General features: G+C 65.4%; 24 protein-coding genes and 1 tRNA gene. 17 read left to right on the forward strand and 8 right to left on the reverse strand.

Annotated features, from left to right (window positions below):
• Positions 1-130 precede the first annotated feature (130 nt).
• The 3 genes from HNQ61_RS03065 (at position 131) to HNQ61_RS03075 (ending at position 1,602) form a co-directional block, all read left to right on the forward strand.
• Positions 131-367: a hypothetical protein gene (locus HNQ61_RS03065; RefSeq protein ID WP_170031655.1), complete on the forward strand. Its 237-nt coding sequence runs from the start codon at positions 131-133 to the stop codon at positions 365-367.
• 79 nt (positions 368-446) lie between these two features.
• On the forward strand, positions 447-1,115 hold the full coding sequence (locus HNQ61_RS03070; protein ID WP_170031658.1) for a DsbA family protein: 669 nt from the start codon (positions 447-449) through the stop codon (positions 1,113-1,115).
• 46 nt (positions 1,116-1,161) lie between these two features.
• Entirely contained in the window at positions 1,162-1,602 is a 441-nt protein-coding gene (locus HNQ61_RS03075; protein ID WP_170031661.1) for a PDZ domain-containing protein, read from the forward strand.
• 175 nt (positions 1,603-1,777) lie between these two features.
• On the opposite strand, the gene HNQ61_RS03080 is transcribed toward HNQ61_RS03075, so the two are convergent.
• The 3 genes from HNQ61_RS03080 to HNQ61_RS03090 all read right to left on the reverse strand — a co-directional run bounded on the left by HNQ61_RS03080 (position 1,778) and on the right by HNQ61_RS03090 (position 5,064).
• Positions 1,778-2,239 (reverse strand): hypothetical protein, encoded by a 462-nt coding sequence (locus HNQ61_RS03080; RefSeq protein WP_170031664.1) that lies wholly within the window; start codon positions 2,237-2,239, stop codon positions 1,778-1,780.
• Positions 2,240-2,354: 115 nt separating this feature from the next.
• Positions 2,355-2,666, reverse strand: a complete 312-nt coding sequence (locus HNQ61_RS03085) for a hypothetical protein (RefSeq protein WP_170031667.1) — start codon at positions 2,664-2,666, stop codon at positions 2,355-2,357.
• A 919-nt stretch (positions 2,667-3,585) separates the two neighbouring features.
• On the reverse strand, positions 3,586-5,064 hold the full coding sequence (locus HNQ61_RS03090) for a class II fructose-bisphosphate aldolase (protein ID WP_205761157.1): 1,479 nt from the start codon (positions 5,062-5,064) through the stop codon (positions 3,586-3,588).
• A gap of 258 nt (positions 5,065-5,322) precedes the next feature.
• Between HNQ61_RS03090 and HNQ61_RS03095 the strand changes: the two genes are divergently transcribed.
• Both HNQ61_RS03095 and HNQ61_RS03100 read left to right on the forward strand, forming a co-directional pair.
• The gene (locus HNQ61_RS03095) at positions 5,323-6,189 is read left to right on the forward strand and encodes a metallophosphoesterase (RefSeq protein ID WP_170031670.1); all 867 of its coding nucleotides are present in this window, start codon (positions 5,323-5,325) and stop codon (positions 6,187-6,189) included.
• A gap of 102 nt (positions 6,190-6,291) precedes the next feature.
• Positions 6,292-6,519, forward strand: a complete 228-nt coding sequence (locus HNQ61_RS03100) for a cold-shock protein (RefSeq protein WP_170031673.1) — start codon at positions 6,292-6,294, stop codon at positions 6,517-6,519.
• Positions 6,520-6,840: 321 nt separating this feature from the next.
• Here the strand turns inward: HNQ61_RS03100 and HNQ61_RS03105 are convergent, their stop codons facing one another.
• Positions 6,841-7,866 (reverse strand): zinc-binding dehydrogenase, encoded by a 1,026-nt coding sequence (locus tag HNQ61_RS03105; protein WP_170031676.1) that lies wholly within the window; start codon positions 7,864-7,866, stop codon positions 6,841-6,843.
• 571 nt (positions 7,867-8,437) lie between these two features.
• Here HNQ61_RS03105 and HNQ61_RS03110 point away from each other — a divergent pair.
• From HNQ61_RS03110 to HNQ61_RS03135, 6 genes are all read left to right on the forward strand, one after another.
• Positions 8,438-8,848, forward strand: a complete 411-nt coding sequence (locus HNQ61_RS03110) for a hypothetical protein (protein ID WP_170031679.1) — start codon at positions 8,438-8,440, stop codon at positions 8,846-8,848.
• A gap of 4 nt (positions 8,849-8,852) precedes the next feature.
• A complete protein-coding gene (locus HNQ61_RS03115) occupies positions 8,853-9,881 on the forward strand; it encodes a proline dehydrogenase family protein (RefSeq protein WP_170031683.1) in 1,029 nt (342 codons plus the stop codon).
• Positions 9,882-9,883: 2 nt separating this feature from the next.
• The gene (locus HNQ61_RS03120; protein WP_170031686.1) at positions 9,884-11,680 is read left to right on the forward strand and encodes a M61 family metallopeptidase; all 1,797 of its coding nucleotides are present in this window, start codon (positions 9,884-9,886) and stop codon (positions 11,678-11,680) included.
• Between the two features lie 88 nt (positions 11,681-11,768).
• Positions 11,769-11,842, forward strand: a tRNA-Pro gene (locus HNQ61_RS03125).
• Positions 11,843-12,477: 635 nt separating this feature from the next.
• On the forward strand, positions 12,478-13,416 hold the full coding sequence (locus HNQ61_RS03130) for a tyrosine-type recombinase/integrase (RefSeq protein WP_240978558.1): 939 nt from the start codon (positions 12,478-12,480) through the stop codon (positions 13,414-13,416).
• A 119-nt stretch (positions 13,417-13,535) separates the two neighbouring features.
• Complete coding sequence (locus HNQ61_RS03135) at positions 13,536-14,354, forward strand: class I SAM-dependent methyltransferase (protein WP_170031692.1); 819 nt, start codon at positions 13,536-13,538, stop codon at positions 14,352-14,354.
• Here HNQ61_RS03135 and HNQ61_RS03140 read toward each other — a convergent pair.
• Positions 14,335-15,600: a hypothetical protein gene (locus HNQ61_RS03140; RefSeq protein ID WP_170031695.1), complete on the reverse strand. Its 1,266-nt coding sequence runs from the start codon at positions 15,598-15,600 to the stop codon at positions 14,335-14,337. The genes HNQ61_RS03135 and HNQ61_RS03140 overlap by 20 nt on opposite strands.
• Positions 15,601-15,851: 251 nt before the next feature.
• A complete protein-coding gene (locus HNQ61_RS03145) occupies positions 15,852-17,027 on the reverse strand; it encodes a CHAT domain-containing protein (RefSeq protein WP_170031698.1) in 1,176 nt (391 codons plus the stop codon).
• 1,241 nt (positions 17,028-18,268) lie between these two features.
• Between HNQ61_RS03145 and gltS the strand changes: the two genes are divergently transcribed.
• The 6 genes from gltS to HNQ61_RS03175 all read left to right on the forward strand — a co-directional run bounded on the left by gltS (position 18,269) and on the right by HNQ61_RS03175 (position 22,377).
• Positions 18,269-19,498, forward strand: a complete 1,230-nt coding sequence (gltS, locus tag HNQ61_RS03150) for a sodium/glutamate symporter (protein WP_170031701.1) — start codon at positions 18,269-18,271, stop codon at positions 19,496-19,498.
• A 552-nt stretch (positions 19,499-20,050) separates the two neighbouring features.
• Positions 20,051-20,401 (forward strand): ArsR/SmtB family transcription factor, encoded by a 351-nt coding sequence (locus tag HNQ61_RS03155; RefSeq protein ID WP_170031704.1) that lies wholly within the window; start codon positions 20,051-20,053, stop codon positions 20,399-20,401.
• Entirely contained in the window at positions 20,388-20,876 is a 489-nt protein-coding gene (locus HNQ61_RS03160; RefSeq protein ID WP_170031707.1) for an SRPBCC family protein, read from the forward strand. Before HNQ61_RS03155 ends, HNQ61_RS03160 begins: the two co-directional genes overlap by 14 nt.
• A gap of 125 nt (positions 20,877-21,001) precedes the next feature.
• On the forward strand, positions 21,002-21,451 hold the full coding sequence (locus tag HNQ61_RS03165; protein WP_170031710.1) for an SRPBCC domain-containing protein: 450 nt from the start codon (positions 21,002-21,004) through the stop codon (positions 21,449-21,451).
• Positions 21,452-21,511: 60 nt separating this feature from the next.
• The gene (locus tag HNQ61_RS03170) at positions 21,512-21,862 is read left to right on the forward strand and encodes an ArsR/SmtB family transcription factor (protein ID WP_170031713.1); all 351 of its coding nucleotides are present in this window, start codon (positions 21,512-21,514) and stop codon (positions 21,860-21,862) included.
• Positions 21,863-21,867: 5 nt separating this feature from the next.
• Positions 21,868-22,377 (forward strand): SRPBCC family protein, encoded by a 510-nt coding sequence (locus HNQ61_RS03175; protein ID WP_170031716.1) that lies wholly within the window; start codon positions 21,868-21,870, stop codon positions 22,375-22,377.
• A gap of 125 nt (positions 22,378-22,502) precedes the next feature.
• On the opposite strand, the gene HNQ61_RS03180 is transcribed toward HNQ61_RS03175, so the two are convergent.
• Complete coding sequence (locus HNQ61_RS03180) at positions 22,503-24,281, reverse strand: M56 family metallopeptidase (RefSeq protein WP_183685438.1); 1,779 nt, start codon at positions 24,279-24,281, stop codon at positions 22,503-22,505.
• Positions 24,281-24,670, reverse strand: coding sequence for a BlaI/MecI/CopY family transcriptional regulator (locus tag HNQ61_RS03185; RefSeq protein ID WP_170031725.1), 390 nt, complete (start codon positions 24,668-24,670; stop codon positions 24,281-24,283). The genes HNQ61_RS03180 and HNQ61_RS03185 overlap by 1 nt, the downstream gene beginning before the upstream one ends.
• Positions 24,671-25,024: the final 354 nt, after the last annotated feature.

The following is a 25,024-nucleotide window of genomic DNA, read 5'->3' on the forward strand; positions in this document are numbered from 1 at the left end:
CGGATTCGGCGGACCTAACTTATCCGGACAACAAAAGCATTGACAGCCGGAACCGCCGAATTATACTCCGGTCCGGATGGGTTGTCCATCTGATGTCCTTCCGTTCCAAAACACCCACGGAGGATGCACCATGAACGTCAAGCGTTTCCGCACCGCCGCCCTGGCCCTGGTCACGATCCTGGGCGCCGCCGACCTGAGCACCGCCGGCGCCACCCCCGTGCCGGTTGACGGGTGCGAAGACAACGCCACCGGCTTTGCCGCGGGCTTCTGCTCGGGCAAGGGGCACGACGACTGGGGCAGCGTCACCTATACCTGCAGCGGCGGCAAGGCGACGATCCTTGAAGTGGAGTGCGTGGACGCCGCGTAGCAAGGAGTTCCGCCGGTCCCCAGCGCCGTCCGGCTGGGGACCGGACCATTCCGGGATCCCGCCCACCTCCCGCTTTTTCATGGCCAGATTTTCCTGGGTTTCGTCCGCGGCCAACGCCGTCCTTACGATCTGCGCCATCGTGGTGACCGCGCTGGTCGTCCGCAAGGAGCTGTTTCCGCCCGCGCCGGCGGCCGCCATTCCGTTCACCCGCATTTCCGCGTGGCGCGCCTTTGGCGAGGAAGGCCAGCGGATGGGACCGGAGCGGGCGCCCGTGCGCGTCGTCCTGTTTTCCGACTTCCAGTGCCCGGCCTGCCGGGTGCTGGCAGAACATCTGAAGACAATCCGCTCGGAAAGCCGGGACGTGGAAGTCGTCTACCGGCATGCGCCGCTGGAGCGGCACGCGCACGCCGTTCCCGCGGCCCGCGCCAGCGACTGCGCCGCCGCGCAGGGCCGCTTCGAGGCGTACCACGACGCGCTGTTCGCCGCGCAGGACTCCATCGGCACCACCGGCTGGGACGCGTATGCCCGGCGGGCGGGCGTTCCGGACCTCGCGCGGTTCGGGCGGTGTATCTCCGCCCCCGCCGCCGACACGCGCCTGGCGCGCGACACCGTTGCGGCGCGGGAACTCAAGGTGACCGGCACGCCCACGTACCTGCTGAACGACCGCCGGTTCGTCGGCGCGCCTCCGCTGGACTCGCTACGCGCGCAGATCGCGCTGGCGCGGCGCTCCGCGGCGGCCAGCCGGTAGCGGCGCGGCGCCGCACTCGCATCCACAGTACCAAGGGGAGGATTTCTTGAGGCAGATCACGCTCCTGCTGGGGCTGGCCGGCGCGCTGGCGCTTCCCGTGGCGGCCCATGCGCAGCCCGGCGCTCCGCGCACCCAGACGAACGGGCGTGCGCAACCGGTTCCGCCCCGCTTCGGATTCGCGGTGGGCGCCAGGATGGGGCCCAACAACACGCCGGGCTATCCGTACGTGCACACGGTGGTGCCGGGCTCCAACGCCGAGCGCGCCGGCATCCAGGTGGGCGACACCATTCTGACCATCAACGGCCGCGATGCGCGCGACGGGCAGCTGTTTCCCGTGCGCGAGGCGGGAACGCGCTACCTGATGCGCGTTCGGCGCGGCCGGGAAGAGGTGGAGCTCAACTTCATCTTTCCCGTGATCCCCGCCAGAACCGCCACGCCGGCCGCGGCCGCGCCGCCCGCCCAGCAGGCGAGCCCGCACCACGACTGAGCCCGCGTCCGGAGCGCGCGCACGCAAAGATCCTCCCCGTCGACGCGGGGAGGATTTTTCGATTGCGGGATGAACAGCGGAAGCCGGGATCCACCGGAAGCCCCGATCACGCCACAGGCGATGATCGGAGCTTCTTCTGCGACCCGTGTGGCTGGGCCCGGTGCGCCGTTCCGGGTCAGGAGATGACGAGTGTGCGGCTGGTGACCGCTTCCCACCGGCCGTCGCGCTGGCGCAGGGTGACGAGGAACACGCCGTCCTGCACCGGCTGCCTGGCCAGATTCCCCAGCCACATCGCCTTGACGATCACCTGCGCGGAATCGCCGGCCGCCACGGGATCGCTCGTCGCGACCACGGCGACCGCCTCGCGCAGCGTGCAGGTGCGAAGGCTTTCTGACGCGCAGACGCGCGCACTGTCCAGGCTGCCGGCCTCTGCCCGCATCAGCGTTCGAAGTTCGGCGGCGGAAGCGGCGCTCCGCTCGAACGTCAGATCGTAGACGGTCGACACGATACCCCCAGCATCGGGCGGCAGACGGCGGCTCTGCACGACTCGCGGGTCGTAGCGCACGATGCCGGCGGGAACGCCGTCACTCGCCCGCAACACCGCGACCGTGTGGTTCACCGCGGCCGCGATCGCCACCGCATTGCCCGATGGTTGACGATGCGGCGGAGAAAGCGTGGCGCAGAAGCCCAAGCCCAGCAGGCAGGGCAGTGCAAAGAACCTTTTCGTCATATCGCCCTCGCTGGCTTACTGTTCACTGCGGGAATCCGCAACTCGCCATCTTGTCTCGGAAATCCTGAGCGTGCGCGTCGCTGTGGGGTTGACCATTGTAGTGGCCCATCAGCTTGTGGACGATCTCGTGCACGAGAGTATCGGCGAGTTCCGCCTCATCCAGACCGGTTGAAAGCCAGTGCTTTGAGCGGGAGACATAGATAATTCCCGTCTCGGAATCGTAAGATCCCCACCGGCCATCGTCGATGGTATATACTCGAATCATGGACGGCAACATGGACTGGAGCGTTGCCCTCACGTCGGCGCAGAGCACCGTCTGGAGTTGGCGCGCCATGTCTTTTTCTTCCGGGTCCGTCGGCGGTCGTGGATTGCAGGTCGGGCAGGCGGGGCCCCCGTCGCTGGAGGTCGTTACGCCTCCGCCCCCGCCCGAACTCCCGCCGCTCCAACTCCATCCGCCTCCGCCACCGCACCCGCCGAAGTCGAAGCATACGTCATGGTTTTCCTCGACCCCGTCGTCACAGGCAGGATAAGTGGCGCCCCCCACGCATGCGGTAACGACAACCGGGGCCAAGGTGCAGCCTTTGTCCGTGGGCACGCATCCCATGGTCGTGATGCTGCCCGGATCCTCGCCGCCGCGAGTAACCCGAAATGCACGGTCCATGCGACGCGACGCAGCCTCCGTGGCCGGGATCACACACCGAGCCACCAGCACCAGATCAGTACCTGAGTATCCGCGGTACAAGTACGAACGGCGCGCCCCCTCAGGATGCTGCTCGGCAGCAGCGAACCGGGTCGTCGCGTGCCGGGACTGGAATGATCCACGCTCATCTACAGCAGCGACCGTGCACGTATAAGGCGCGGAACCGGCCTTCGAGTGCTGCCACCCGTTCGGCCGATTGCCGAGTTCACCGAGAGTCCGAGATGTGTTTGTCGCGGTACCGTTTGGAAAGGAGAGGCTTGCAGTGGGTATGTCTCCGCACGCCCCTGAGACGGCAAGGAGTACAACGGCGACAACCGATCGGGATCGCATCTGCACGGAGTACCTCACCGGTTTGGGACGTGCACCAAGGCGGGGGTGTCGGTGGCTTGCATCACACACCAGCACGGGAACGCGCACGTTTAGGTTCAAAAGGCACGCTACCAGACATACTATTTCCAGAACCTGCACCCGTCAACTGGAACGAATAAGGTGCGAAATGAGAGAGCCCCGTACGGCAGCTGCCGTACGGGGCTCTCTCGACTTTAGTGCAATCTCAGTCCGACAGATCCCAGTCGTCCTCGGCCGCCTTCATCCGCATGTCGGCGGGGGAGGTGCGGTGGATTTCGGGGAGCGGCACGTGCTTGGCCACCGCGTCCATCGTCCCCTCCACCCGCAGCTGGCGGAAGAGGAAGGTGAACTGGTCGTACAGCACGGCGCGGATGCGCTCGCGGTCGGCCTCGGGCAGGTCCCACAGCTCGCGCTTGAAGGCCCCGATCGCCTTCTTGCGGGCCTTGTAGATGAACTGCTCCTCCGTATCCGACGGCTTGCGCTCTTCCGGAAAGCTCTTGCGCGTGTGCTCGTACATGCGATCCCGGAGCTCGTCGGGGATGGCGTCGTACAGCAGATTCTGGAAGTTGGTGGCCAGGTGGATTTCCGCCGTCTCCACCGTGGGGAAGTTGCCGAACGCCGTCTGCGGCAGCGTGGACGCCCCGTGCTGCACCGCGCCCGACATCCCGTACTCGCGCCGCGCGATTTCCGACAGGTTGCGCAGCGTCTCAAAGTCGATCGCCACGTCCTGGATGGACCCGTCCGGCAGCACGGTGCCGCCGTGCGTGGTGCCCGACTGCACGCTGATCTTGCTCAGCCCCGCCACCGGGCGCCCCTCGGTTTCCGCCACGCGCGCAAGCTCGCGGTTGTAGCCGTCCATGTACGCGCGCAGCTCCTCGGGGGTGGAATTCTCCGTACCCACCTCGCCGATTTCGCCGCCGATGCTCACCGTGATCCCCGCCGGCTCGTGCTTGCGCACGTACGCCGTCAGCTCCGCGGAAAGGCGGTAGTTGAGCTCCTGCTGCGCGTCCAGGCCGTCCTTGTCCAGGTCGACCAGTGTGCTGGTGTCGATGTCGATGTTGTAGAAGCCGGCGTGCATCCCCTCGCGGATGATGTCCTTTACGGCCTGCAGTTCCGGCTCGGGATCAGCCTTGTACTTCTTGGCGTTCACCTGGAAGTGGTCGCCCTGGATGAACAGCGGGCCGCTCCACCCTTCCTTGACGGCCGCGGCGATCATCACGCTCACGTATTCCGCCGGACGCTGGTCGGTGTAGCCGATTTCCGAACGCGCGATCTCGCAGATGAGCGCGCCCACGCGCAGTTCCTTCGCCGCGCGGAACAGGGCGCGGCCGGTGTCGAACGAGGCGGCGCGCACGTTGATGGCGGGAACCGTAAAGCCGGCCACGTCGCCGCGGCCGCGGGCCGTGTACAGGTCGTGGATGGACGCCGGGGCGATCCCCACCGCGTGCCCGGCCCGCAGAATCAGCCAGCGGGCGGTGTCGCGGGTGTCCTCGTCCACGCCGAAGACGGCGGCGCGCACCAGCTGGTCGATGCCGGTGGCGCGCAGGGCGTCGGCACTGACCAGTTCGACCGCGCCGGTGTCGCTCACGCGGAGCGTTTCGCGGACGTCGTCCAGCAGCGTGCGGACGGAAGGACGGGAAAACATCTCCAGCCCCTCCGCGGCGGTCGCGGCGGTGTTCACCATGATCTCCTCGGGATTGGATGCGCGTGTGATTCGGGGGCCGGTGTGCGGCCGCGGCGGGAATGTGTCCGCGCGACGCCCCGGCGGCAAGATTCACGCTCAGACAAGCATGATTTTCTCCGCAGATCCATCCAGAAACGGACAACAACAGCCTCACGCAGAGCAGCGGAGGAGCAGAGAAAAGCGGTTCTCCGCTGCTCTGCTGCTCTGCGTGATGATCTTCTTCCGGGGATGGTCCGCCGCTTGCCCCTGCCGCGCATCATGAATCAGAACGACACGGCACGGTGGATCAGGCTGGGCGCGGCGGCGGGCGCGATCGGCGCGTACCCCTTTCTTGAAGCGCTCTGGCTGCAGGTGACGCGGCCGCGCATTCACATCCGCGGGCTGCACCCGGACCTGGAGGGGCTGCGCATCGCCCTGCTGACGGACCTGCACGCGGGCGGAGGAACGCCGCTGTGGCTGGTGCGGCGCGCCTGCCGGCTGGCCATGCGCGAGGAGCCGCACCTGATCGCGCTGACGGGCGACTTCGCCGACGACGCGGTGGAAAGCTTTGATCCGGTGCTGGACGCGCTCGCCGGGCTGCGCGCGCCCCTGGGGGTGTGGGCCGTCCCCGGCAACCACGACCACACCGTCGGGATCGATCGATGGCGGGAAGAGGTGGGGCGGCGTCCCTGGCTGGGCGACCTCACCAACCGGTCGGTGACGCGCCGCGTGGGTCGCGCGCGGCTGTGCATCGCCGGGGTGGACGACTACTCGTACGGCACGCCCAGCCTGGACGCGCTTCCCTCCCCGGCCGAGCGCGACTTCACCCTGCTGCTGGCGCACGATCCCGATCAGGCGGAAAAGGCGCGGCGCGTGGCGGATGCCGTGAGCCTGGTGGTGAGCGGGCACACGCACGGCGGACAGGTGCGGCTCCCCTTTTCCGGCGCCGTGCTGAACCCGGCGGAGTTCGACGACCTGTACGAGCAGGGCGTGCGCCGGCGCCCGTGGACGCAGGTGTACACCTCGCGCGGAGTGGGCACGGGGCACCTTCCCGTGCGCCTGTTCTGCCGCCCGGAAGTGGCGGTTCTGCAGCTGACGGGGGCCCCCCGGCCAGCCCGGCGCGGGGCGGGTGCCGTAAACAGATGAACGGCCCGCCTCTTGCACGAAAGGTCGGCGTAATCAGTCCGGGGCGACGACCGACGGAGCGGCGCGCCGGGAAGGAGCGGATTCCGTCGTAGCGGAGGCACCATGGCGCGACAGACTGGGGTGGTCGAGTTCTTCAAGGACGACAAGGGCTTTGGCTTCATTCGTCCAGATGATGGCGGGAAGGACGTGTTCGTGCACCACTCGTCCATCCAGATGGAAGGCTTCAAGTCATTGAAGCGCGGCGACCGGGTGGAGTACGAGATCCAGGAAGACCCCAAGGGTCCCCGCGCCAACGACGTCCGCAAGACCGCGGATGCGTCTGAGGAGTGACCGGATCTCCGGCCCGACTGCACGAAGCGCCGCTCCCATCCGGAGCGGCGCTTCTGTTTTGGGGATCGTTCGATGACGGGCGGCTGAAGCCGCGGCATGGACGGCGCGAAGTACGCCTGCGCGGATTGCGGGCGCGGCCTCGAGTCATCACTCGGACATCGCCGCGCCCGCCTGTCCAGGAGCGAATGAATTCGCCGCTGGAAACGCACGAAGTCCGCCTGCGCGGACTGTGGCGGCAGCCTCATCGTGCTCCGGCAGATTCATGGCGGATGGCAGTCCATCAACCCGGGTCGGCGGGTTCCGCCATCGACCGAAAACCGATCAGGGGACGAGGATGATCTTGCCGAACTGGCCTCCCGCCTCCAGCCGTCCGTGTGCCTCGCGTGCCTGATCCAGCGGCATCACCGTGTCGATGACGGGACGGATGCGGCCGGCGAACACGATGCGCAGCATGTCTTCGAACTCCGAGCGCGACGCCATCGTCGTCCCGATCACCTCGATCTGCTTCCAGAACACCGAGCGCAGGTCCAGCTCCACCTTGGGCCCCGCCGTGGCGCCATAGGTAACGAGCCGCCCGCCGCGGGTGAGGGCGCGCAGCGAGCCGGACCACGTGGCCGCGCCGACGTTTTCCACCACGACATCGACGCCGCGCCTGCCCGTGTCCGCGTGGACGGCGCGGCTCCAGTCCGTGGTGGCGCGGTCATAGACGACGTCCGCGCCCAGTTCGCGCACCCGCTGCACGTTGGCCGCGCCCTGGGTGACGGCAAAGACGCGGGCGCCCATCACCCGGGCGATCTGCACGGCGGCCAGCGCGGTGCCCCCCGACGCGCCGATCACCAGCACGTCCTCGCCCGGCCGCAGGCGCGCGCGGCTGACCAGCGCGCGCCACGCCGTCATGTAGGAGACGGGGAGGGCGGCCGCCTCCTCGAACGAGAAGTCGTCGGGGATGCGGTAGGCGCGGTCCGCGTGCACGGCGACGAACTCGGTGAATCCGCCGTCCGTGTGTTCGCCGACGATGCGGTAGCGCTCGCACATGCTTTCCTGCCCGCGCGCGCACTCGCGGCAGTGCCCGCACCACAGCCCGGGGTTGACCACGACGCGCTCGCCCACGCGGTCCGCGGCGACGCCCTCGCCCACCTCCACCACCACGCCGGCGAAGTCGGAGCCGCCGATGTGGGGCATGGTGGTTTCGATGGGAATCCCGCGGCGCACCCACAGGTCCAGGTGGTTGAGCGCGGCGGCGCGCACTTCCACGAGCAGCTGGCCGGGTCCCGGCGCCGGCCGCGCCACCTGCTCGATGCGGACGACCTCGGGGCCGCCGTTTTCGTGAAAGATGGCCGCGCGCATCGGCGTTTCCGGATGGGGGTGGATCGCGATCGAGGAGCGGCGGAAGGTAGGATGCGGCGCGCGGGCGAGCAACGGATGTGGAGGCGGGCACCATGGCGGCCCCCACCCGGGTTCGCATTACTCACCCACCCTCCCCCAAAAAAGACTGGGGGAGGGTTGGGCGCGGCGGAGAGTGCAGCCTGCGAAGCGAAGGTCGGCGGGTGAGCAGATTCTGTTGAGCGGATGAATCCGCCGCTCGAACAGCGCAAAGCCCCGACATCGGCCGCTGGCGCGTCCGGTTCGGGGCTTCAACAACATACGGATTCCCGCGCAAAACTGGTGTGTGCTCCCTCTCCCACATCTGTTCGTGGGAGAGGGTCGTCGTGCGCAGCACGCGGGGTGAGGGCCACACTCCGCCGCCCACCCCAGGCTTCGCCGTCCACGACGACACTACCCCGCCATCCGCACTCACGCACCCAGCACCCCGCACTCACGCACTTCCCCTCCCTCCGTGGTCCAACCCGTGCACCGCCCCCTCCCGCCCCCGTCCCACCCTCGCGCGCCGCGGGGGCTCACCTTACTTTCCGCCCCCATGAAGTACGCTGGCGCCGAAGACCGTCTCAACCCCGTCCCCCCGCCGGACGCCGACGAGGGCACCCTCGGCGGCTACATGGCCATCTACGGCCGCGCCGCCGCCTTTGAGGGAATGGACGGCGAGCCGTACACCGTGGGGCTGGAAACCGACACGTCCGGCGACGGGGACACGACCGTCGCGGGGTACCTGGTCTTCATCCGCTGGGCGCAGACCGGGTCCGCCGTCATGGGCCACATGGAAACGGACGACCTGGTGCACGGCGGTACGGAAGACGAAGCCCGCGCGCTGCTGCAGGCCATGCCCCTGGCCCGCGTGCGCGCCATCCTGGACGACACCATACAACGCAAGCGAGCCGACGCGGACGAGCACCTCCCGCCCGTTCCCGACACGGACCGCGAAGCCGACTGAATCCATGCTCAAATCCGGCCTGCTCCGCCTGAGCGAAAGCCCCACCGCCAAGCGCATCATCACCCGCGCCCCGCTGTCGCGCAGCTTTGCGCAGCGCTTCGTGGCCGGCGACACGCTGCGCGAGGCCCTGGACGCCGCCCGCGCCCTGAACGAGGCGGGGCTCAGCGTCTCCCTCGACTTCCTGGGCGAATCGGTGGCGACCCGCGACGAGGCGGAAGAGGCCGCGCGGATGGCCATCGAAATCCTGGAAGCCATCACCCGCGAAGGGCTGAACGCCAACCTGTCCATCAAGCCCACGCAGCTGGGGCTGGACATCGACGAGGCGTTCTGCCGCGCCAACATCGAGCGCGTCCTTAGCCGCGCCGCCGAGCTGGGATCGGCGCCGGGCGAGATCTTTGTCCGCCTGGACATGGAAAGCAGCGCCTACACCGAGCGCACCGTCGCCCTCGTCGAAGGGCTGTGGGCGGACGGGTTCACCAACGTGGGCACCGTGCTGCAGTCCATGCTGCGCCGCACGCCGGAAGACGTAGCGCGCCTCACCGCACTGGGCTCGCGCATCCGCCTGGTGAAGGGTGCGTACCAGGAGCCGGACACGGTCGCCTTTCCCGACAAGGCCGATACCGACCGCGTGTACGTGGAGTCGATGAAGACGCTGCTGGAGGCCGGCACCTATCCCGCCCTGGCCACGCACGACGAGCAGATCATCGACGCGGCGCGGCGCTTTACCTGGGAGCGCGGCATCAGCAAGGACAGCTTCGAGTTCCAGATGCTGTACGGCGTGCGGCGCGACCTGCAGACGCGCCTTCAGGAAGAGGGATACAACGTCCGCGTCTACGTTCCCTTTGGCGACAGCTGGTACCCGTACCTGATGCGCCGCCTGGCCGAGCGACCCGCCAACGTGGTGTTCATGGCCGGAAGCGTGATGCGTGAGGCCAGGTCCGACGGGGCCGCGCTGGGCAAGCCGGCGCTCGCCATCGGCGCGGGCTTCCTGGCCGGGCTGGCCGCGGCGGTCGCCTGGCGCAGGCGCCGCTGACCGTGGCGCGGATCCGCTACCGTGTGCGCTTTCCCGAGCCGCACACGCACATGGTGGGGGTGGAGCTGGAGGCCGAGGGCGTCACCGGCCCGTCGCGGCTGGTGATGCCGTCGTGGACGCCCGGCTCGTACCTGATGCGCGAGTTTGCCCGCAACGTGATGCACATGGAGGCCGCCGACGGTTCGTGGCGGCCTCTGGCCGTTCGCAAGGCGGACCGCGGCTCGTGGGAGGTGGACGCGCCCGCGGACGGCGTCCTGCGTGCGCGCTGGGTCGTCAACGCCGACGAGCTGACGGTGCGCACCAGCCACGTGGACGCCACGCATGCCGCCATCAACGGCGCCAGCGTCTTTGCGTACCTGGAAGGACGGACGGACGAGCCGGTGGAGATCGCCGTCGAGCCGCCCGCGGGATGGCGGATTACGACGGCGATGGAGCCCGCGGGGGAGAACGTGTTCACCGCCGCGGACTACGACGAATTGGTGGATTCGCCGCTGGAGATCGGCACGCACCGGGTGCTGGAGTGGGAGGTGGACGGCGTTCCCCACCGCTACGCCGTGTGGGGGCGCGGCAACGACGATCCCGCGCGGCTGGTGGCGGATACCACGCGCATCGTGCAGGCGGAGCGCGACCTGTGGGGCGGGTTGCCGTACCCGCACTTCACCTTCATCCTGCACCTGGCCAGCGGGCAGGGCGGGCTGGAGCACCGCAACAGCACGGCGCTGCTGGTGGACCGCTTCTCCTTTCGGGGGATGGGGTACGAGAGCGTGCTGGGGCTGGTGGCCCACGAGCTGTTTCACGCGTGGAACGGCAAGCGGCTGCGGCCGGAGGTGCTGGGCCCGTTCGACTACACGCGCGAGGCGTACACGCGCGAACTGTGGGTGGTGGAAGGATTTACCACCTACTACACGGACCTGGTGCTGCGCCGCGCGGGACTCATCACCCCGCAGCGCTACCTGGACAAGCTGGCGGAGATGATCACCCGCTTTCAGCAGCAGCCCGGGCGCGGGGTGCAGCCGCTGGAAGAGTCGTCGTTCGATACGTGGATCAAGTTCTACCGCCCGGACGCCAACTCGCCCAACGCGACCATCTCCTACTACCAGAAGGGCGCGCTGGTGGCCCTGCTGCTGGACATGGCCATCCGCGAACACACCGGCAACGCGCGTTCGCTGGATGACGTGATGCGGCTGCTGTGGGAGCGGTGGGGCGCGCGGGACGTAGGCTTTCCGGAGGGCACCGTGCAGGCCGTTCTTTCCGAGGTGGCGGGAACGGACCTGTCGCCGGTGCTGGTGCCGATGCTGCGCGGCACGGGGGAACTGGACTTCGGCGGGCTGCTGCGCACGACGGGGGTGATGCTGTCGCGCGCGGAGCCGTACGCCGGCCCGGGGATGGCCGGCCTCCCCGCCCCGCCGCCTCCGCGCGAGCCGGAAACGGGGATGCAGCTGCGGGTGGAGGGCGGCCGCCTGGTGGTCGCCCACGTGCTGGCGGGGAGCGCCGGCTGGCGCGCGGGGGTGAACGCGGGGGACGAGCTGGTGGCGGTGAACGGCTTCCGCATCACCTCGCCGGACACGCTGCAGCAGCGCGTTCTGGAGGCGGCGCCGGGAAGCACGCTGGATCTCACCGTGTTCCGGCGCGACGAACTGGTGACGGTGAGGCTGCCGGCGGTGACGGTGCCGCCGTCGCGCCTAGTGCTGCGGGCGGTGAAGGATGCCACGCCCGCGCAGCAGGCCGTGCTGGCCGACTGGCTGCGGACGACGGTGCCGGCCGCCCCCGCCGCGCAGCCCGGCGCGACTTCTTTGTAGATTGTGCCCGCGCGGGGTTGACGGGTGAACCCAGGGCGGTTAGGTTTGCGGTCTCGTGAACGGGCAGCCGCGCACGAGGCCGGGAGTTCGGGACGTGGCGCAGCCCGGTAGCGCACCTGAATGGGGTTCAGGGGGTCGCCGGTTCAAATCCGGCCGTCCCGACTGTAGTAAGCGAAGGCCCTGCATCGTTCTTCGATGCAGGGCCTTCGGCTTTTACCTCCCGCGATGGGTCGGGTTTGTGGACGGCAGCGGGACCGCCGTCCACAAAGTTTCAGGCATGGGCTCCTCGTTTACCTCCTCTGCAGTTTGGTCCGGCGCCCGAACGCCGCAGTGCGCATCCGCCGTCGGTCTCTCCACGGATTCCATCCGGGATCTCCTCGCGTTCACGTTCCTAATACGTATTGCGTCGCGTCTCTGAACTGCGGCGCCGCTTCTACTCGTTCAGCACGCGCGCGCTCGTCGGACGCGTGATCCTCGTTTACGGCGCAGCCTTGCGCCAGATGCTGTACCAGCCGCTACCCTCAAGGCGGGGGCGGCGGATCCCTGATCCTTTCAGCGCATTTAGAGCCCGCCTGCGGCACACCCGGTCAGGACTGCGTCTCGTAGAGTCCGCCCTTGATCGGTCCCGATCTCGGCAGCAACCATAAAGATGAACTGAAACATGACGCGCAACAACTCTAATTGACGGAATCAAGTCGCACTGGATAATCAGCATTGACATAGGCATCCCAGTGCGTGATTCCTGTAGCACCGCGCGCTCGGCCAAAGCGCTCACCGCAACAGGAGACGCATGGGTGATGACTGTATCAGAGGCAACTAAAGGGTTCCTGTTCCACTGCCGTTTCGAGAAAAACTTGAGTCCGAGCACGCTAAAGGCATACGAAGGCGACTTGAAACAGTTTGCGGGGTTCTTGACGGACCGTAGCCTAGTAGAGGATATGGGGGCGGTTGACAAGCCGTTGCTGCGGGATTTCATCCAGCATCTTTTCGCATCGATGCTGCCGAAGAGCGTAAAACGGAAAGTTGCGACCGTGAAGTCGCTGTTCCGCTATTTGGAGCGCGAGGAGATTGTCAAGATCAACCCGTTCCACAACATGGATATCCGGATCCGTGAGCCCCGCCGCCTTCCACGAACGATCCCACTCCCGACCCTGAAGCGTCTTTTCAAGTCATTGTACCACGTCAAGATTAATGACGTCTCCGAAGGTTCAGAGCGCGGTCGTCTGCTAGTTCGGGACATCGCTGTGCTGGAACTCCTCTTCGCGACCGCCGGGCGCATCACTGAGATTTGTAGCCTCAAGCTGGATGACGTAGATCTTCGGACAGGGCGAGTTCGGATCGCGGGAAAAGGTGGACGGGAGAGGCTAATTCATGTCTCCGATCCCGAGGTACTCTCCGCGTTGAATGCGTATCGTTCCACAATGCAGAGGTCCGAGCCGCATGGTTTCTTTTTTCTCAACCGCAATGGGAAGTGCTTGTCTGCTCATGCGGTCCGAATGCTTCTGCGCAAGCATGCCAAGGCCGCTGGAATCGCTCTCCACCTCACACCTCACATGATCCGACATTCGGTCGCAACCTGCCTTCTGGAGGACGGGGTTGACATCCGGTACATCCAGCACCTGCTGGGCCACACCTCTATTTCTACAACACAGGTATACACGCATGTCTCCGGCAAGCAGCACCGACGAGTGCTCAAGTCCCATCACCCGCGGCGGCGATTCCGAACCACAGGGTAGTTCGATTAACGGGACTGTGGCTTTTCGAGTCGCGGGATCTTAGATTCAGTCTAAAGCCAGAGCGCGGTGGCTGCACCGCGCCCCACTCCGCTACGTTGGATAACAAGGAATTACCCTACATGCGCAACTATCACAAAATTGACATGGCATCAACCAAGTGGTTGACGACCCATTTCCTTGCCAAGTCCGCTTTCCGGATTCGCAGCCTCGCCTCACTGCCAATCCAGAACGGTGCCAAAGTTCTCGACCTATGCTGCGGCCCCGGTCTTTACATCCCGTACCTGCTCGACTTGGTTGGGCCGGCAGGCCATGTAACCGGTGTAGATCGAGATCCTGTCTCTCTGGATGCTGCCCATCAGCGGCTTTCCGTATTACCAAACAAGAACTGGAGGCTAGAGCAATCATCGTTCGAGGACTTTGTTCCTCGTATCAGTGATTATGACGTCGTGATCATATTCAACAGCATCGGTTACTTCTCAAATCCATACGCCGTGGTCGAAGACATCGCTCAACGACTCACATCCGGCGCGATGATCGTGATAAAAGATTTCGATCTTGAGAGCTTTTTCTTCCAGCCACGAGATTGTACGATGTGGGCAGACCTAATCAATTCGGCAAAAAAAATGAACGACGATGAGAATCCAGTGTGTTATGATAATTTCTTTGGAAGAAAAGTCCACAGCCTCCATCGAGCGTACCCGTTCAAGACTCATGTGAATGAAACGTGGACACAATACATGCACTTCCCGTTTAACGAACTTGAACAGGAGTATATCTGGAGAAATATAGAGTGCCTGCTGAACCAGGCAGGCAGCAGTTGTCCCTCCAGTGCGGAAATATACTTCAAGAAGTTATTCTATCCGTCAGAACCGAAGTTTTTCAGCAACCCAGACTCAATGTTTGTCGAGGTGGAGTATGTCACGCAGTTGACGGTATGAGCAAGTCTCCGCGAGGCTTGTCTAGTACGGAGTGTAGCTTCTTCAGAAAGGGCTCCAGTTCACGGTGCACAATAGCGTTTGCGACGATGCCTGCCCTAGAATTAATCTGCTCTTTGAAAACTTGGAAAACTGGGCCGAACACGGCGACGCCGCCCAAAATGCTTAGCACGGCGTCCAACACGCCGCCGAGTGCAGAGATGTCGGTGTCTTTCGCTGCCGATTTGAAGATCTCGGTAATCAACTCATCCATGACTTGATTATTCGTGAGTAACTCGTGTGCTTGAGGGTGGAGTGCGACCCAGCAGACGCTGGATGCGGCTGCTATGTATTCATGATAACGCTCTTTGAAGCGGCCCCAATCGCCGTTGCGAATCTGTGTCAATTGCTTCACCTCTACAGCAAGGATCTTGCTAAGCATTTTCGGCCCGAAGCGCCGCAGCAGGAAACGTTGGAATAGATCCGGAGAGTACAGGGTAGTTACTGTCGTCTGCTGGTTGAAAGCAAGTGACAGCGTAGTCAACGGAAGGCGAATCCGACTTGTGTGGATAGGAATCATCGGGGCATAGTGCTGTGCACAATACTGGTGCCAGCTTACGTAATAACTGTGAAAAAACGAGTCAGCTTTCTCTGGGTTGTGCAGTTTGTCTATGAAAGGGAAGAGTTCCATCGTCCCAACATAACCCACGGAATCTTGGGTTCGATCGATCAGGTCAGTCAGAGAACTGATTTCATCGACCTCAAAGGGCCCTTCAGAGCGCAGGACCAGAGGACGCAGATAGCCGATGTGCTCATGCTCACCCATGCTGGGTTCGCGCACCACCCAACCCGCTATTCGTGATAGCGACAACAGATGGTCAACATACCACTTCTCTTTCAGATCGGGCCGGTAAATAGAAGAATACTCGGCCTGGTTACGCATCATGTCAGTGTTGAACGAGGATCCCCAACCGGCTAATACAATGATACCCTGTTCAACCAAGTCTCTGAACCAAGGAGATGCGACAACGGAACAGACCACATCTTTTGAAAGATAGCGGGTGAACGCCAAGACGTTGTCGGTGCAGATAATGATTTTATCGAAATACAGGGAGAGGAGAAATAAATTTTTCTTGTGGTAGAGTACCTCTTCATCGTGGAAAGTAGGCTCATACTGCTGTGGCGTTAGATAACGTGGATTCATATGGCTGAGATCGTTGTAAATAGCGCATCTAGCATGAATACTTAACTCCTCTAGCGAGATCAGCATAATTCCTTGTTATCCAACCCACTCTCCTGACTTGCAGATTGCTACGCGCGCAGTACGTTCGAGAATGGAAGGGCATCTCGGCTACCGCAGGGCATCCTTATCCCATATGTCCATCCGGTCATAGCATGAGCCAGGAATACACTTCCTGACTCCGAGCGGGATCTGCCACCGCACGCCAACTTATGCAGGCGCTGTTAACCGCTCCCGGCTGGTGAATCGCTTCTTAAAGAATGGAGGGTGGGACCTCTGTGTCAAAGCAGGACGACGAGATCACCTATGTCTTCACCCTCTGCCTGGATGCGTGCCAATCCCATGCGATACGCGAATAGCACGTCTTTTCCGGCTCCGATTGCCCTGTAGAAGCCAGTAGAAAACGCCACCGCTGCCTTGTCGGGAATCTTGGCACGAGTGCCGATCACGTGCGGAATGTATTCACGGATGGCACGTGCCTGGGGTTCGGACCAGCACGCGTTCAAGACCACACAGCTTACCGTTTCTTGAAACAGCGCAAACAGGGTAGCGAGTGCTTTGCCGGCGACCAGATGCGGATTACCAGCGGCGTCCCGCAACACTACGCCTTCAGCCAAGCCATGCCCGGAGAAATGAACGATCGTAGGCGGTGTATCCAGCATCGCCTGCATCATGTCGTCGATGGTTGCTGCCATAACTGGTGTAAGCTTCAATCGATCACGTTCCTTGGCCAGCCGAAGGTTGGATTGTATCTGGCTTAATTCCCGCTCTAAATCCAACGGCGCATCGACAGAGTTGGCGGCCAAGAAGAGAATGTGGACCTTACCTCGCTCCGGGCCACTGACCTCCGTTTTTGCCTCCGTGACGGCTTCGGCCAATTCCTCGTTCCGTAAATCAAGAAGAGAGCTGAAGGCATTGCGCGCGCTCGCAGTTGCATGATCACCTTCTGTCCGTGGCCCCGTAATGAAATCGTTGGCCACTCTGCTCAGCAGTGATTGCAGGAATTCCAGTCCGGGATAAACATTCCGGGCAGCCACTATCACAGGGGGAACTATAGAGACCGGATTGTCGTGTGTATGGATCCGTCTGTTGTACGCATCAATGCACCACGCAACCGATACTCCACCGGTTTCCGCCGCGTGCGATATACGTGTCTGCCGCGCAATGAAGCGGGCCATGTACTCAGGGCAGCCATCAGTGAAGACGAAGCCCAGCAGCCCGTTGGGAAGGCGTCCACGAAACTTAAAGCCAAAGTCGTGCGGTAGCCGCAGGACAAGTTCAAAGAAATCGTCGCTCAGGCGAAGTATATCACCCTCCGACAATCCGTCTGCGTCGCATAGCGCTATCAGTTCCAGGACGGCCGACGACATGCGGCAACCCAGGAATTGGAAGCTGGCGAACGCGGGATTGCGCGATAGGTCGTGCGCCTTCTTCTCTTGAACGAGGTACTCGCCCAAGCGGCGGCTTGCACTCGGCGCTCGGTGCATGGGCTCACACTATTTAGGGGAACGAGGATCGGTCGCTAAATCGCTCTGCAGAATGTAGCCGCTAGGATACCTGCGGATAACCTGCGAGAAGGCACCTTAGCAACACCCGCCGGATTTAGCTGTCCGTCAATGCAACCGCGATGTTTATCGCTTTCGGATATCGCCACTGTGTTCATCTGCCGAGAGTGCTGCCGCATTTGGTGAGATTATTATCGAAGAACTGCGAATGTCCTGATTGGTGCACTCGTCGGCAGCGGTCCCACAGAGATAGTCCGTTGTCACTTATCCTCACAAGACAGAGAACCGGGACGATCTGGATTCGCATCCACCCCGCCCGGGACACACCCCTAGCTCCATCTCACATCTATGATCGAAAATGCGGCGTTCCTCCAGTCGTTAACAAGTCGGTTCTCTGACGAGCTTGTTAGAGAAGCAACCCCGCCAATTCTGAGCCGGTACCGTACCGGTCAACTCACAGGTGCAGAACGGGAGGTCGAATCAGAGTGAGCTATTTGTGGACCCAATGCAAGGGCACCCCTCGCTAGACGCTGAACGAAGAACTACGTTAGGGAGGGAAATCTCCTAGAAAGGAGCCGTGCAGTTCGAGCAGGACGTCACCACGCGCGGTAGTCGGCCGCGACAAGTCACAACCGGAAGAACAACAAATCTACGGAGGCTGCGCCGGCGCGAGCAACAAACACCACCGCGCTAGGCCAAGCTGATGGTGAAACGATGTAGGTCTATAGAGATGATGTCGTCGCGGGTCCCCGACGACCGCGCGCATGATGATAAGTAGGCCGTGGATAACTGGAAGATGGGTAGGCAGCGGCTCCGGCTCCCACGTGCTGTCCTTGGCCAACCCGCTCAGCGATTTGCCAAGTGTACCGCAGAAACCGAGAGTTCAGGAAATCACGATAATAACCCGCGCGTTGGACTCCGAATTAGCGTACAAGAGAGGCTAATTCGCCCTGCTAACTCGGGGCCATAGCTCGAGCCTGCGGACAACTGGCCACTGAGTTGCTGGTATCCCTGGGGCTTCGCGGCCATGTGGGTCGCGCGTGGCGATAGTCATGGCTGTGGGTGCTGTAGAAGGTGATTGCGCTGCCGGCGGCGCAGTGCTCGTGGCGGCCCCGCCCAGGCGGGCCGGGCACGATCGCTACGCCGGCGGGCAGACGGATTTACGCCGTTCTCGCTGCGGGTGGGGTGACGAGATGAAGCTGGACCTGATTCAGACGGTCGCCTTCGCGGGCGTGGTGCTTTTTCTGGGCTACGGGGTGCGCAAGGTCGTCCGGCCGCTGGCGCGGTACAACATTCCCGCTCCCGTCATCGGCGGGCTGATCGTGGCGGTGATCATCGCCACGCTGCGCTCGCGGGGGCAGACGCCGCTGGAGTTCGACACCACGCTGCAGTCGCCCATGATGGTGGCCTTCTTCACCACGATCGGCTTCGCGGCCAGCTTTCGCCTGCTCAAGGTGGGCGGACCGCAGGTGCTGCTCTTCTTTGGCCTGGCCACGGCGTTCGCGGTCGTGCAGAACCTGCTGGGCGCCGGGCTGGCCGCGGCCATGGGGCTGCATCCGCTGTTCGGCGTGCTCACCGGCTCGGTGACGCTCACCGGCGGCCCCGCCACGGGGCTGGCCTTCGCGCCGCTGTTCGAGGCGAAGGGCGTGACGGGCGCCACCACCATCGCGGTCACCTCGGCCATGGTGGGGATCGTGATGGGCGGGGTGGTGGGCGCGCCCATCGCCACGCGACTCATCGAACGGAACGGGCTGCGCACGGCCCGGAGCGGCCGGACGGAGATGGACACGCCCGTGGCCGCGCAGATCGTGGAGGCCCAGCTCGGCGATTCGCCGCCCACGGCGCCGGCCGGCGAGGACGAGGAATCGTTCGTGCTGCTGCAGAGCGTGGTGCTCATCCTGGTGGCCATGTGGGTGGGCGGATGGGTGAGCGCGTGGATGGATTCGCCCAGCTTCAAGCTGCCGTCCTACATCGGCGCCATGCTGGTGGCGGCCGTCATTCGCAACCTGGACGACGTGACCGGCTGGTTCCGGGTGTCGCAGCGGGTGATCGACGACGTGGGGAACGCGGCGCTGGCGCTGTTCATCGTCATGGCGCTGATGACGCTGAAGCTGTGGGAGCTGGCCAACCTGGCGGGGCCCATGCTGGTGATTCTGGCCGCGCAGGTGCTGCTGATCGCGGTGATCTGCATGTGGCCCGTCTTTCCGCTGATGGGGCGCGACTACGAGTCGGCGGTCATGAGCGGCGGGTTCGTGGGATTCATGCTGGGGACCACGGCCAACGCCATGGCCAACATGCGCGCGATCGTGGAGAAGTACGGCCCCGCGCCGCGGGCCTTTCTGGTGGTGCCCATGGTGGGCGCGTTCTTCATCGACTTCACCAACGCGCTGGTCATCACCGGGTTCGTGAACTTCTTCAAGTAGCTCAATCGGAACGCACGCCGAACCGTTCGTGACGGCTTGAATCGGACCGGCGTCCAGACGGATGCAGGAGTTCGCCGGCTCGATCCAGCGATTCCCCAGATCCGCAAAGGCCCTGCATCGTTCCGCGATGCGGGGCCTTCGTTCATTCCGGGGTTCATGCGGGTCACACAGGCTCGCGAAGTGAGTGCGTGTTTGCGCCCCTCCCGCCAAGCAACTGCAGCCGCCGCGCGACGGCGGGGAGCCCCACGATCGTATCCAACGACCGACACAATATCTCCATTCCCAAGCTGCGGAACGTTCATGATCTGATGGATTTCCGGCCCACGCGGAACTCCGTGATTTCCCCCGAGCGGTTCACGTGGGATGCAGTGCCTGACACGGTGACGTAGTTCATGGACGTCCCTCCGCGGTTCTGTGCTGCGGAAATGTCTGCTGGCCGGCGGAGATGCCGGCGTCTCTGGTAGACGGACCCGGCGACCCGCTTTCCCGGCGACCACGGGTGATCCGCCATCACTTCTTGACGTTTTCCTATATCGGAAATAATATCCGCCCATGGCGCGAGCAACGACGAACTCGGATGTGTTCAACGCGATCGCAGAGCCGCAGCGGCGCCGGATTCTCGCGCTTCTTCTGACGGGGGAGCGGGCGGCCACCGAGATCGCCGACACGCTGGCGCTCGCGGCATCTCCCACCTCCAAGCACCTGCGCGTGCTGCGCGAGGTGGGGCTGGTGCGGGTGCGCGAGCAGGGCCGGCAGCGGTACTACGCCCTCGACGCGCACGGGCTGCGCGAGGTGCACGAGTGGACCGGCGGTTTTGCGCGGTTCTGGAGCGAGAGCTTTGACCGGCTGGAGGAGTACGTCCGGGAACTTCAACAGACGAAAGGCGGCGATGCGGACGGGTGACGGGATCGAGAGCGAGCGGGACCGGGAGATCGTGACCACGCGGGTGATCGGCGGCCCCCGGCACCTCGTGTTCCGCGCGTGGACGGAGGCGCGGCACCTGGGGCGCTGGTTCGGGCCGCGGGGGTTCACCCTCACGACGGCCGCGTTCGAGTTCCGGCCGGGCGGCGTGTGGGATTTTATGATGCACGGGCCGGACGGCACCACGTATCCCAACTGGATCCAGTGGCGGGAGATCGTGCCGCTCGAGCGGATCACCTACCGCCAGGGCGGGCGCCAGAACGATCCGGACGCGTTCGAGGGGACCGTGACCTTCGCGGACCGCGGCGGCGGAACGGAAATCATCCTCCGCACGCTGTTCAACAGCAGGGCGCAGCGGGACTTCGTGTCCGAGAACTACCACGCCGTGGAAGGCGCCCGCCAGACGCTGGAGCGGCTGGACGCCTACGTCGGCGAGCTCGGTTCGGCCGCAGCCTGATCCACCGCGTGTGACGCGGCTTGTCCGCCACGCGCAATCCGGATTCTCTGCTTCGCACCGTTCGCATCACCAACCACGCGGCCCCCGGCCCCGCGGAATCTCTCAGACCATGGAGAAGGTCCCCGATGTCGCAGGTCATCAACCCCGACTGTGCCGTCAGCACCGAGCGGCTGCTTTCCGCCACGCCGCGCCAGGTGTTCGCCGCGTTCCAGCAGCCGGAACTCCTTGCACGGTGGTGGGGGCCCAGCGGCTTCACCAACACGTTCGAGGAGTTCAACTTCGCGCCCGGCGGCCGGTGGGTATTTGCGATGCACAGCCCGGACGGCGCCAGCTATCCCAACGAGAGCATCTTCCGGGAGATCGAGCCGGATCGCGTGATCGTGATTGAGCACATCGTAAAGCCGTGGTTCCGGCTCACGGTGACGCTGGCGGAGCGCGGCGAAGGAACGCACCTGTCCTGGGTGCAGGAATTCGAGAGCCCCGAGGCCGCCGTCCCCATGCGCCGCCTCAGCACCACCGCCAACGAGCAGAACCTGGGCCGGCTGGAGGCGGTTCTCGCGTCCGAACGCGCCTGAGTCCCGGACGGGGGAGGAGAGGCTTGCGCGGTTGATCATCCGCTCCTATCATACAACCATATGGTTGTACATGGTTCGCTCAGCGATGCGGAGATCGACCGCGTCTTTCACGCCCTGGCCGACACCACGCGGCGCGACATCGTCACGCGGGTGCTGGCGGGCGAGCAGGCGTCCATCTCCGCGCTCGCGGCCCGCTACCGCATGTCGTTCGCGGCGGTGCAGAAGCACGTCGCCGTCCTGGAAGGCGCGGGGCTGGTGACCAAGCAGGCGCAGGGCCGCGAGCGGATCATCCGCGGAAACCCGGAGCGCATCGCGCGCGCCCGCGAGCTTCTCTCGCAACTCGAGGAGCTGTGGAAGGCGCGCTTCAGCCAGATCGACAACCTTTTCGCCGCCCCCCCACCCCAGGAGTAAGCCCGATGCCCATTACCTCCGTAACCTCCGACGCCGACGCGCTCACCCTCACCGTCGTGGGCGAATATCCCGTGCCGGTGGAGCGGCTGTGGGAAGCGTACGCCGACCCGCGGCAGCTGGAGCGGTTCTGGGGGCCGGAAACGTGGCCCGCCACCTTTGTCCGCCACGACCTGAAGCCGGGCGGATCGGCCGAGTACTACATGACCGGCCCGGACGGGACCAAGGCGCGCGGCTGGTGGCGCTTTCTGGAGGTGGAAGCGGGGCGCCGGATCGAACTGCAGGACGGCTTCTCGGATGACGAGGGCCGCCCGAACGACGCCATGCCCAGCATGCGGATGGTCTTCAACTTCGAGCCGACGGATACCGGCTCGCGCTTCACGAGCGTGACCCACTTCCCCAGCATCGAAGCCATGCGGCAGCTGGCGGAGATGGGGATGGAGGAGGGGCTGCGGTCCGCAATGGGCCAGCTGGACGCCGTGCTGGCCGAACCGTCGTCCGTGGCGCACGCGGGCTGATCGAGCGAGCGACGGCGAAAGGGCCGAACCCCGGCATGGGGTTCGGCCCTTTCGTTTTCAGCCTGCGCCGCGCTGATTCCATCCGCGTGGATGACGGCGGGAGCCCGCCGCCATCCACCGGCGGTTCAGCGGACGGAGACCGCGGCGCCGCTCTGGATGGCCCGGCGCACCAGCGTCTGCATCCCGCTGTCCGCCCGCTCCGCCGCCGCTTCCATCCGGCCGCTGAGCGCCTCCATCTGCCGCCCGAGCGCTTCCATCTCCCCGTCGCGCTCGTGCATGGGCGCCTCGAACTCGCCCATGTCCCGGTTCAGCTGTTCCATCTGCCGGCTGATCTCGCGCATCTGCGCCTCCACTTCCTCGCGGTCCCGCACGATGGCCCGGCGGTCGGAATCCGACGGTCCCGCCGCTTCCCGCATGGCCAGCAGCGCGACGCGCCCGCCCAGAGCGCCCAGCCGTGCGCCCAGTTCCCCCTGACGCGCGCCGATCTCGCCCTGCCGCGCCCCGATCCGGCCCTGGTGCTCGCCGATCTCGCCCTGCTGCTGGCCGACGCGCCCCTGCTCCTCGCCAATGCGCCCCACCGGCTCCCACAGTTCATCCACCTCGCGCAGCACAGCCGCGTCGCGGACCACGTACTCCCCGCCGTCGTACCGGAACCACAGCAGCGGCTCGTTGCCGCGGCGGTGGCTGCGCGCGCGATCCACCTGGCTGGAGTTGCCCACCGTCACGGTGTTTCCGTCCGCGTGAAACAGCACGAACTGCAGCTCGTCCTGGCGCGGCGCCTCAGCCTTGCCGGCCTGCAGGGGGGCTGTGGGGGTACCGGCGGGGACGGCCGCGGGTGCCGGCACCGAGGCCAGGCGCGGGGTCTGCCCCGGCGCGGAGATCCGCGAGGGGATGGGCGCGGGCGCCGCAACGGAGCGCGCCACGGCCCGGATGGGCGCGACGGCGACGATGGCGGCGGCAACCGCGCAGGCGGCCAGCGCGCGGCCGCGGAACGAGGACGAGGAGGTGTGGTCGAGCATGGTGATCCTTCGTTTGAGGTTGTGGAACGACCACGCCGCTCCCGCCGCGGAAAAGGTCGCGGTCCGGCGTGACACACCGAGCGCCAGCAGCATGCGCCCGTAGCTCTGCGGAGACGTACCGAGCGTGGTGAGGACGGCCTCATCGCACGCGGCTTCGCGCCAGAACGCGTACTCGCGGGCGGCCAGGCGGGCCAGGGGGTGAAAGAAGAAGAAGCGTTCGGCGGCGGCCGGCACGCAGCCCAGCCACAGGTCGCCGCGCTTGAGGTGCGCGACCTCGTGGCAGAGCGCCATGCGACGCTGGTCGGGCGAGAGCGCCGCGAAACCCTGTGCCGGCACCAGGATCACCGGCCGGCGCACCCCCACGATCATCGGCGACTCGACTTCCGCCGACACCCGCACGTCCACCACCGCGCGGCTGGCGAGCCGGGCGGAAAGCTCGCGCACGTCCGCGTGCAGTGACTCGGGCGCGGGCAGCGATCGCGAGACCAGCGCCCGGGTGCGCCGCCAGTCCCGCAGCGTGCGCGTCAGCGCAACGCCCATCCCCAGTGCCCACGCACCGACGACGACGGCGGTCCACGGGATCTCCGGCGCGCCCCGGCCGGGCACCGGCGCCGTTTCCGCTTTCTCAGCGGCGCCGGTGGAGGACTGCGAGGGGATGGAATGCGCGTCCATCGCCGCGGCGGGGGCGGACGCGGGCGCGCTGGCGAGCACGGGCACGGGAATGGGCGTGAACCAGAGCAGCGCGACCACGAACTTGGCCGCCACGCACCACCACAGCAGCGCGCGCACGCGGGGCGACATCCGCGGCAGCGCACGGCACGCCAGCCAGACGCAGGCGGCGAGCAGCGCGCCTTCCAGCGACGCGCGGACGAGGAGGGAAAGCATCAGCCGTCCTTTCGCTGTGCGGCGTCCAGGCGCGCCACGATGCGCTCCAGTTCCTGCCGTTCGTCGTCCGACAGGTCGGGCGCCTCAGACAGGTAGGCCAGGAAGGGGGATACGGAGCCGTCCAGACTGCGCTCCACGAACCGGTGCACCGCGTCCTTGAGCAGCTCCGCGGACGAGGCGCAGGCGCGGTAGCGATACACCCCGCGCGCCATCCGCCGGGACAGGTATCCCTTGGTGCGCAGCCGCTCCATCATCGTCAGGACGGTGGAGCGGGCCAGTCCGTGGCTGGCGCCGAACTCGTCCACCGCCTCGGCCACGCTGAGGCTGCCGCGGTCGGCGATGTGCCGCACCAGCGCCAGCTCCCGTTCGCCGATGGATTCACGTGCCATGGTGTCTACAACTGTCGTCAGAGAGAGTGCGGCGCGGGTGCCTACACCTGTCGTCAGGAAGAGTAGCCGTGCCTACACGAGTAGTCAAGGGCGGCGTGCACGGCGCAGCGCAGCGCGAGCTTCGGGGTGCTCCAGCCCGGCTGGGGCGACGCTCGTCCATCCCAGGCTCTGGCGCCGCCGCGGGCAGCCCTCACCCCCCGGCCCCCTCTCCCCAAGCGGGAGAGGGGGAGACCTCAGCGCGACATCAGGCTTCGGTCATTGCCCGCAATCCAGTGCAGGTGAAGCCTCACAGCAGTACCGTGAGGCTTTCCGCAGTTTGTTGCGGCAACTTCAGTTGCTCCAGCAGCGGATCGG

Source organism: Longimicrobium terrae (assembly GCF_014202995.1).
Taxonomy (GTDB): Bacteria; Gemmatimonadota; Gemmatimonadetes; order Longimicrobiales; family Longimicrobiaceae; genus Longimicrobium; species Longimicrobium terrae.

What these genes read in the sequence shown, in the direction of transcription:
- HNQ61_RS03065 (WP_170031655.1), top strand. Translation starts at nt 131, where the DNA reads ATGAACGTCAAGCGTTTCCGCACCGCCGCCCTGGCCCTGGTCACGATC.
- HNQ61_RS03070 (WP_170031658.1), top strand. Translation starts at nt 447, where the DNA reads ATGGCCAGATTTTCCTGGGTTTCGTCCGCGGCCAACGCCGTCCTTACG.
- HNQ61_RS03085 (WP_170031667.1), bottom strand. Translation starts at nt 2,666, where the DNA reads ATGGCGCGCCAACTCCAGACGGTGCTCTGCGCCGACGTGAGGGCAACG.
- HNQ61_RS03090 (WP_205761157.1), bottom strand. Translation starts at nt 5,064, where the DNA reads ATGGTGAACACCGCCGCGACCGCCGCGGAGGGGCTGGAGATGTTTTCC.
- HNQ61_RS03095 (WP_170031670.1), top strand. Translation starts at nt 5,323, where the DNA reads ATGAATCAGAACGACACGGCACGGTGGATCAGGCTGGGCGCGGCGGCG.
- HNQ61_RS03100 (WP_170031673.1), top strand. Translation starts at nt 6,292, where the DNA reads ATGGCGCGACAGACTGGGGTGGTCGAGTTCTTCAAGGACGACAAGGGC.
- HNQ61_RS03105 (WP_170031676.1), bottom strand. Translation starts at nt 7,866, where the DNA reads ATGCGCGCGGCCATCTTTCACGAAAACGGCGGCCCCGAGGTCGTCCGC.
- HNQ61_RS03110 (WP_170031679.1), top strand. Translation starts at nt 8,438, where the DNA reads ATGAAGTACGCTGGCGCCGAAGACCGTCTCAACCCCGTCCCCCCGCCG.
- HNQ61_RS03115 (WP_170031683.1), top strand. Translation starts at nt 8,853, where the DNA reads ATGCTCAAATCCGGCCTGCTCCGCCTGAGCGAAAGCCCCACCGCCAAG.
- HNQ61_RS03130 (WP_240978558.1), top strand. Translation starts at nt 12,478, where the DNA reads ATGACTGTATCAGAGGCAACTAAAGGGTTCCTGTTCCACTGCCGTTTC.
- HNQ61_RS03135 (WP_170031692.1), top strand. Translation starts at nt 13,536, where the DNA reads ATGCGCAACTATCACAAAATTGACATGGCATCAACCAAGTGGTTGACG.
- HNQ61_RS03140 (WP_170031695.1), bottom strand. Translation starts at nt 15,600, where the DNA reads ATGCTGATCTCGCTAGAGGAGTTAAGTATTCATGCTAGATGCGCTATT.
- gltS (WP_170031701.1), top strand. Translation starts at nt 18,269, where the DNA reads ATGAAGCTGGACCTGATTCAGACGGTCGCCTTCGCGGGCGTGGTGCTT.
- HNQ61_RS03155 (WP_170031704.1), top strand. Translation starts at nt 20,051, where the DNA reads ATGGCGCGAGCAACGACGAACTCGGATGTGTTCAACGCGATCGCAGAG.
- HNQ61_RS03160 (WP_170031707.1), top strand. Translation starts at nt 20,388, where the DNA reads ATGCGGACGGGTGACGGGATCGAGAGCGAGCGGGACCGGGAGATCGTG.
- HNQ61_RS03165 (WP_170031710.1), top strand. Translation starts at nt 21,002, where the DNA reads ATGTCGCAGGTCATCAACCCCGACTGTGCCGTCAGCACCGAGCGGCTG.
- HNQ61_RS03170 (WP_170031713.1), top strand. Translation starts at nt 21,512, where the DNA reads ATGGTTGTACATGGTTCGCTCAGCGATGCGGAGATCGACCGCGTCTTT.
- HNQ61_RS03175 (WP_170031716.1), top strand. Translation starts at nt 21,868, where the DNA reads ATGCCCATTACCTCCGTAACCTCCGACGCCGACGCGCTCACCCTCACC.
- HNQ61_RS03180 (WP_183685438.1), bottom strand. Translation starts at nt 24,281, where the DNA reads ATGCTTTCCCTCCTCGTCCGCGCGTCGCTGGAAGGCGCGCTGCTCGCC.
- HNQ61_RS03185 (WP_170031725.1), bottom strand. Translation starts at nt 24,670, where the DNA reads ATGGCACGTGAATCCATCGGCGAACGGGAGCTGGCGCTGGTGCGGCAC.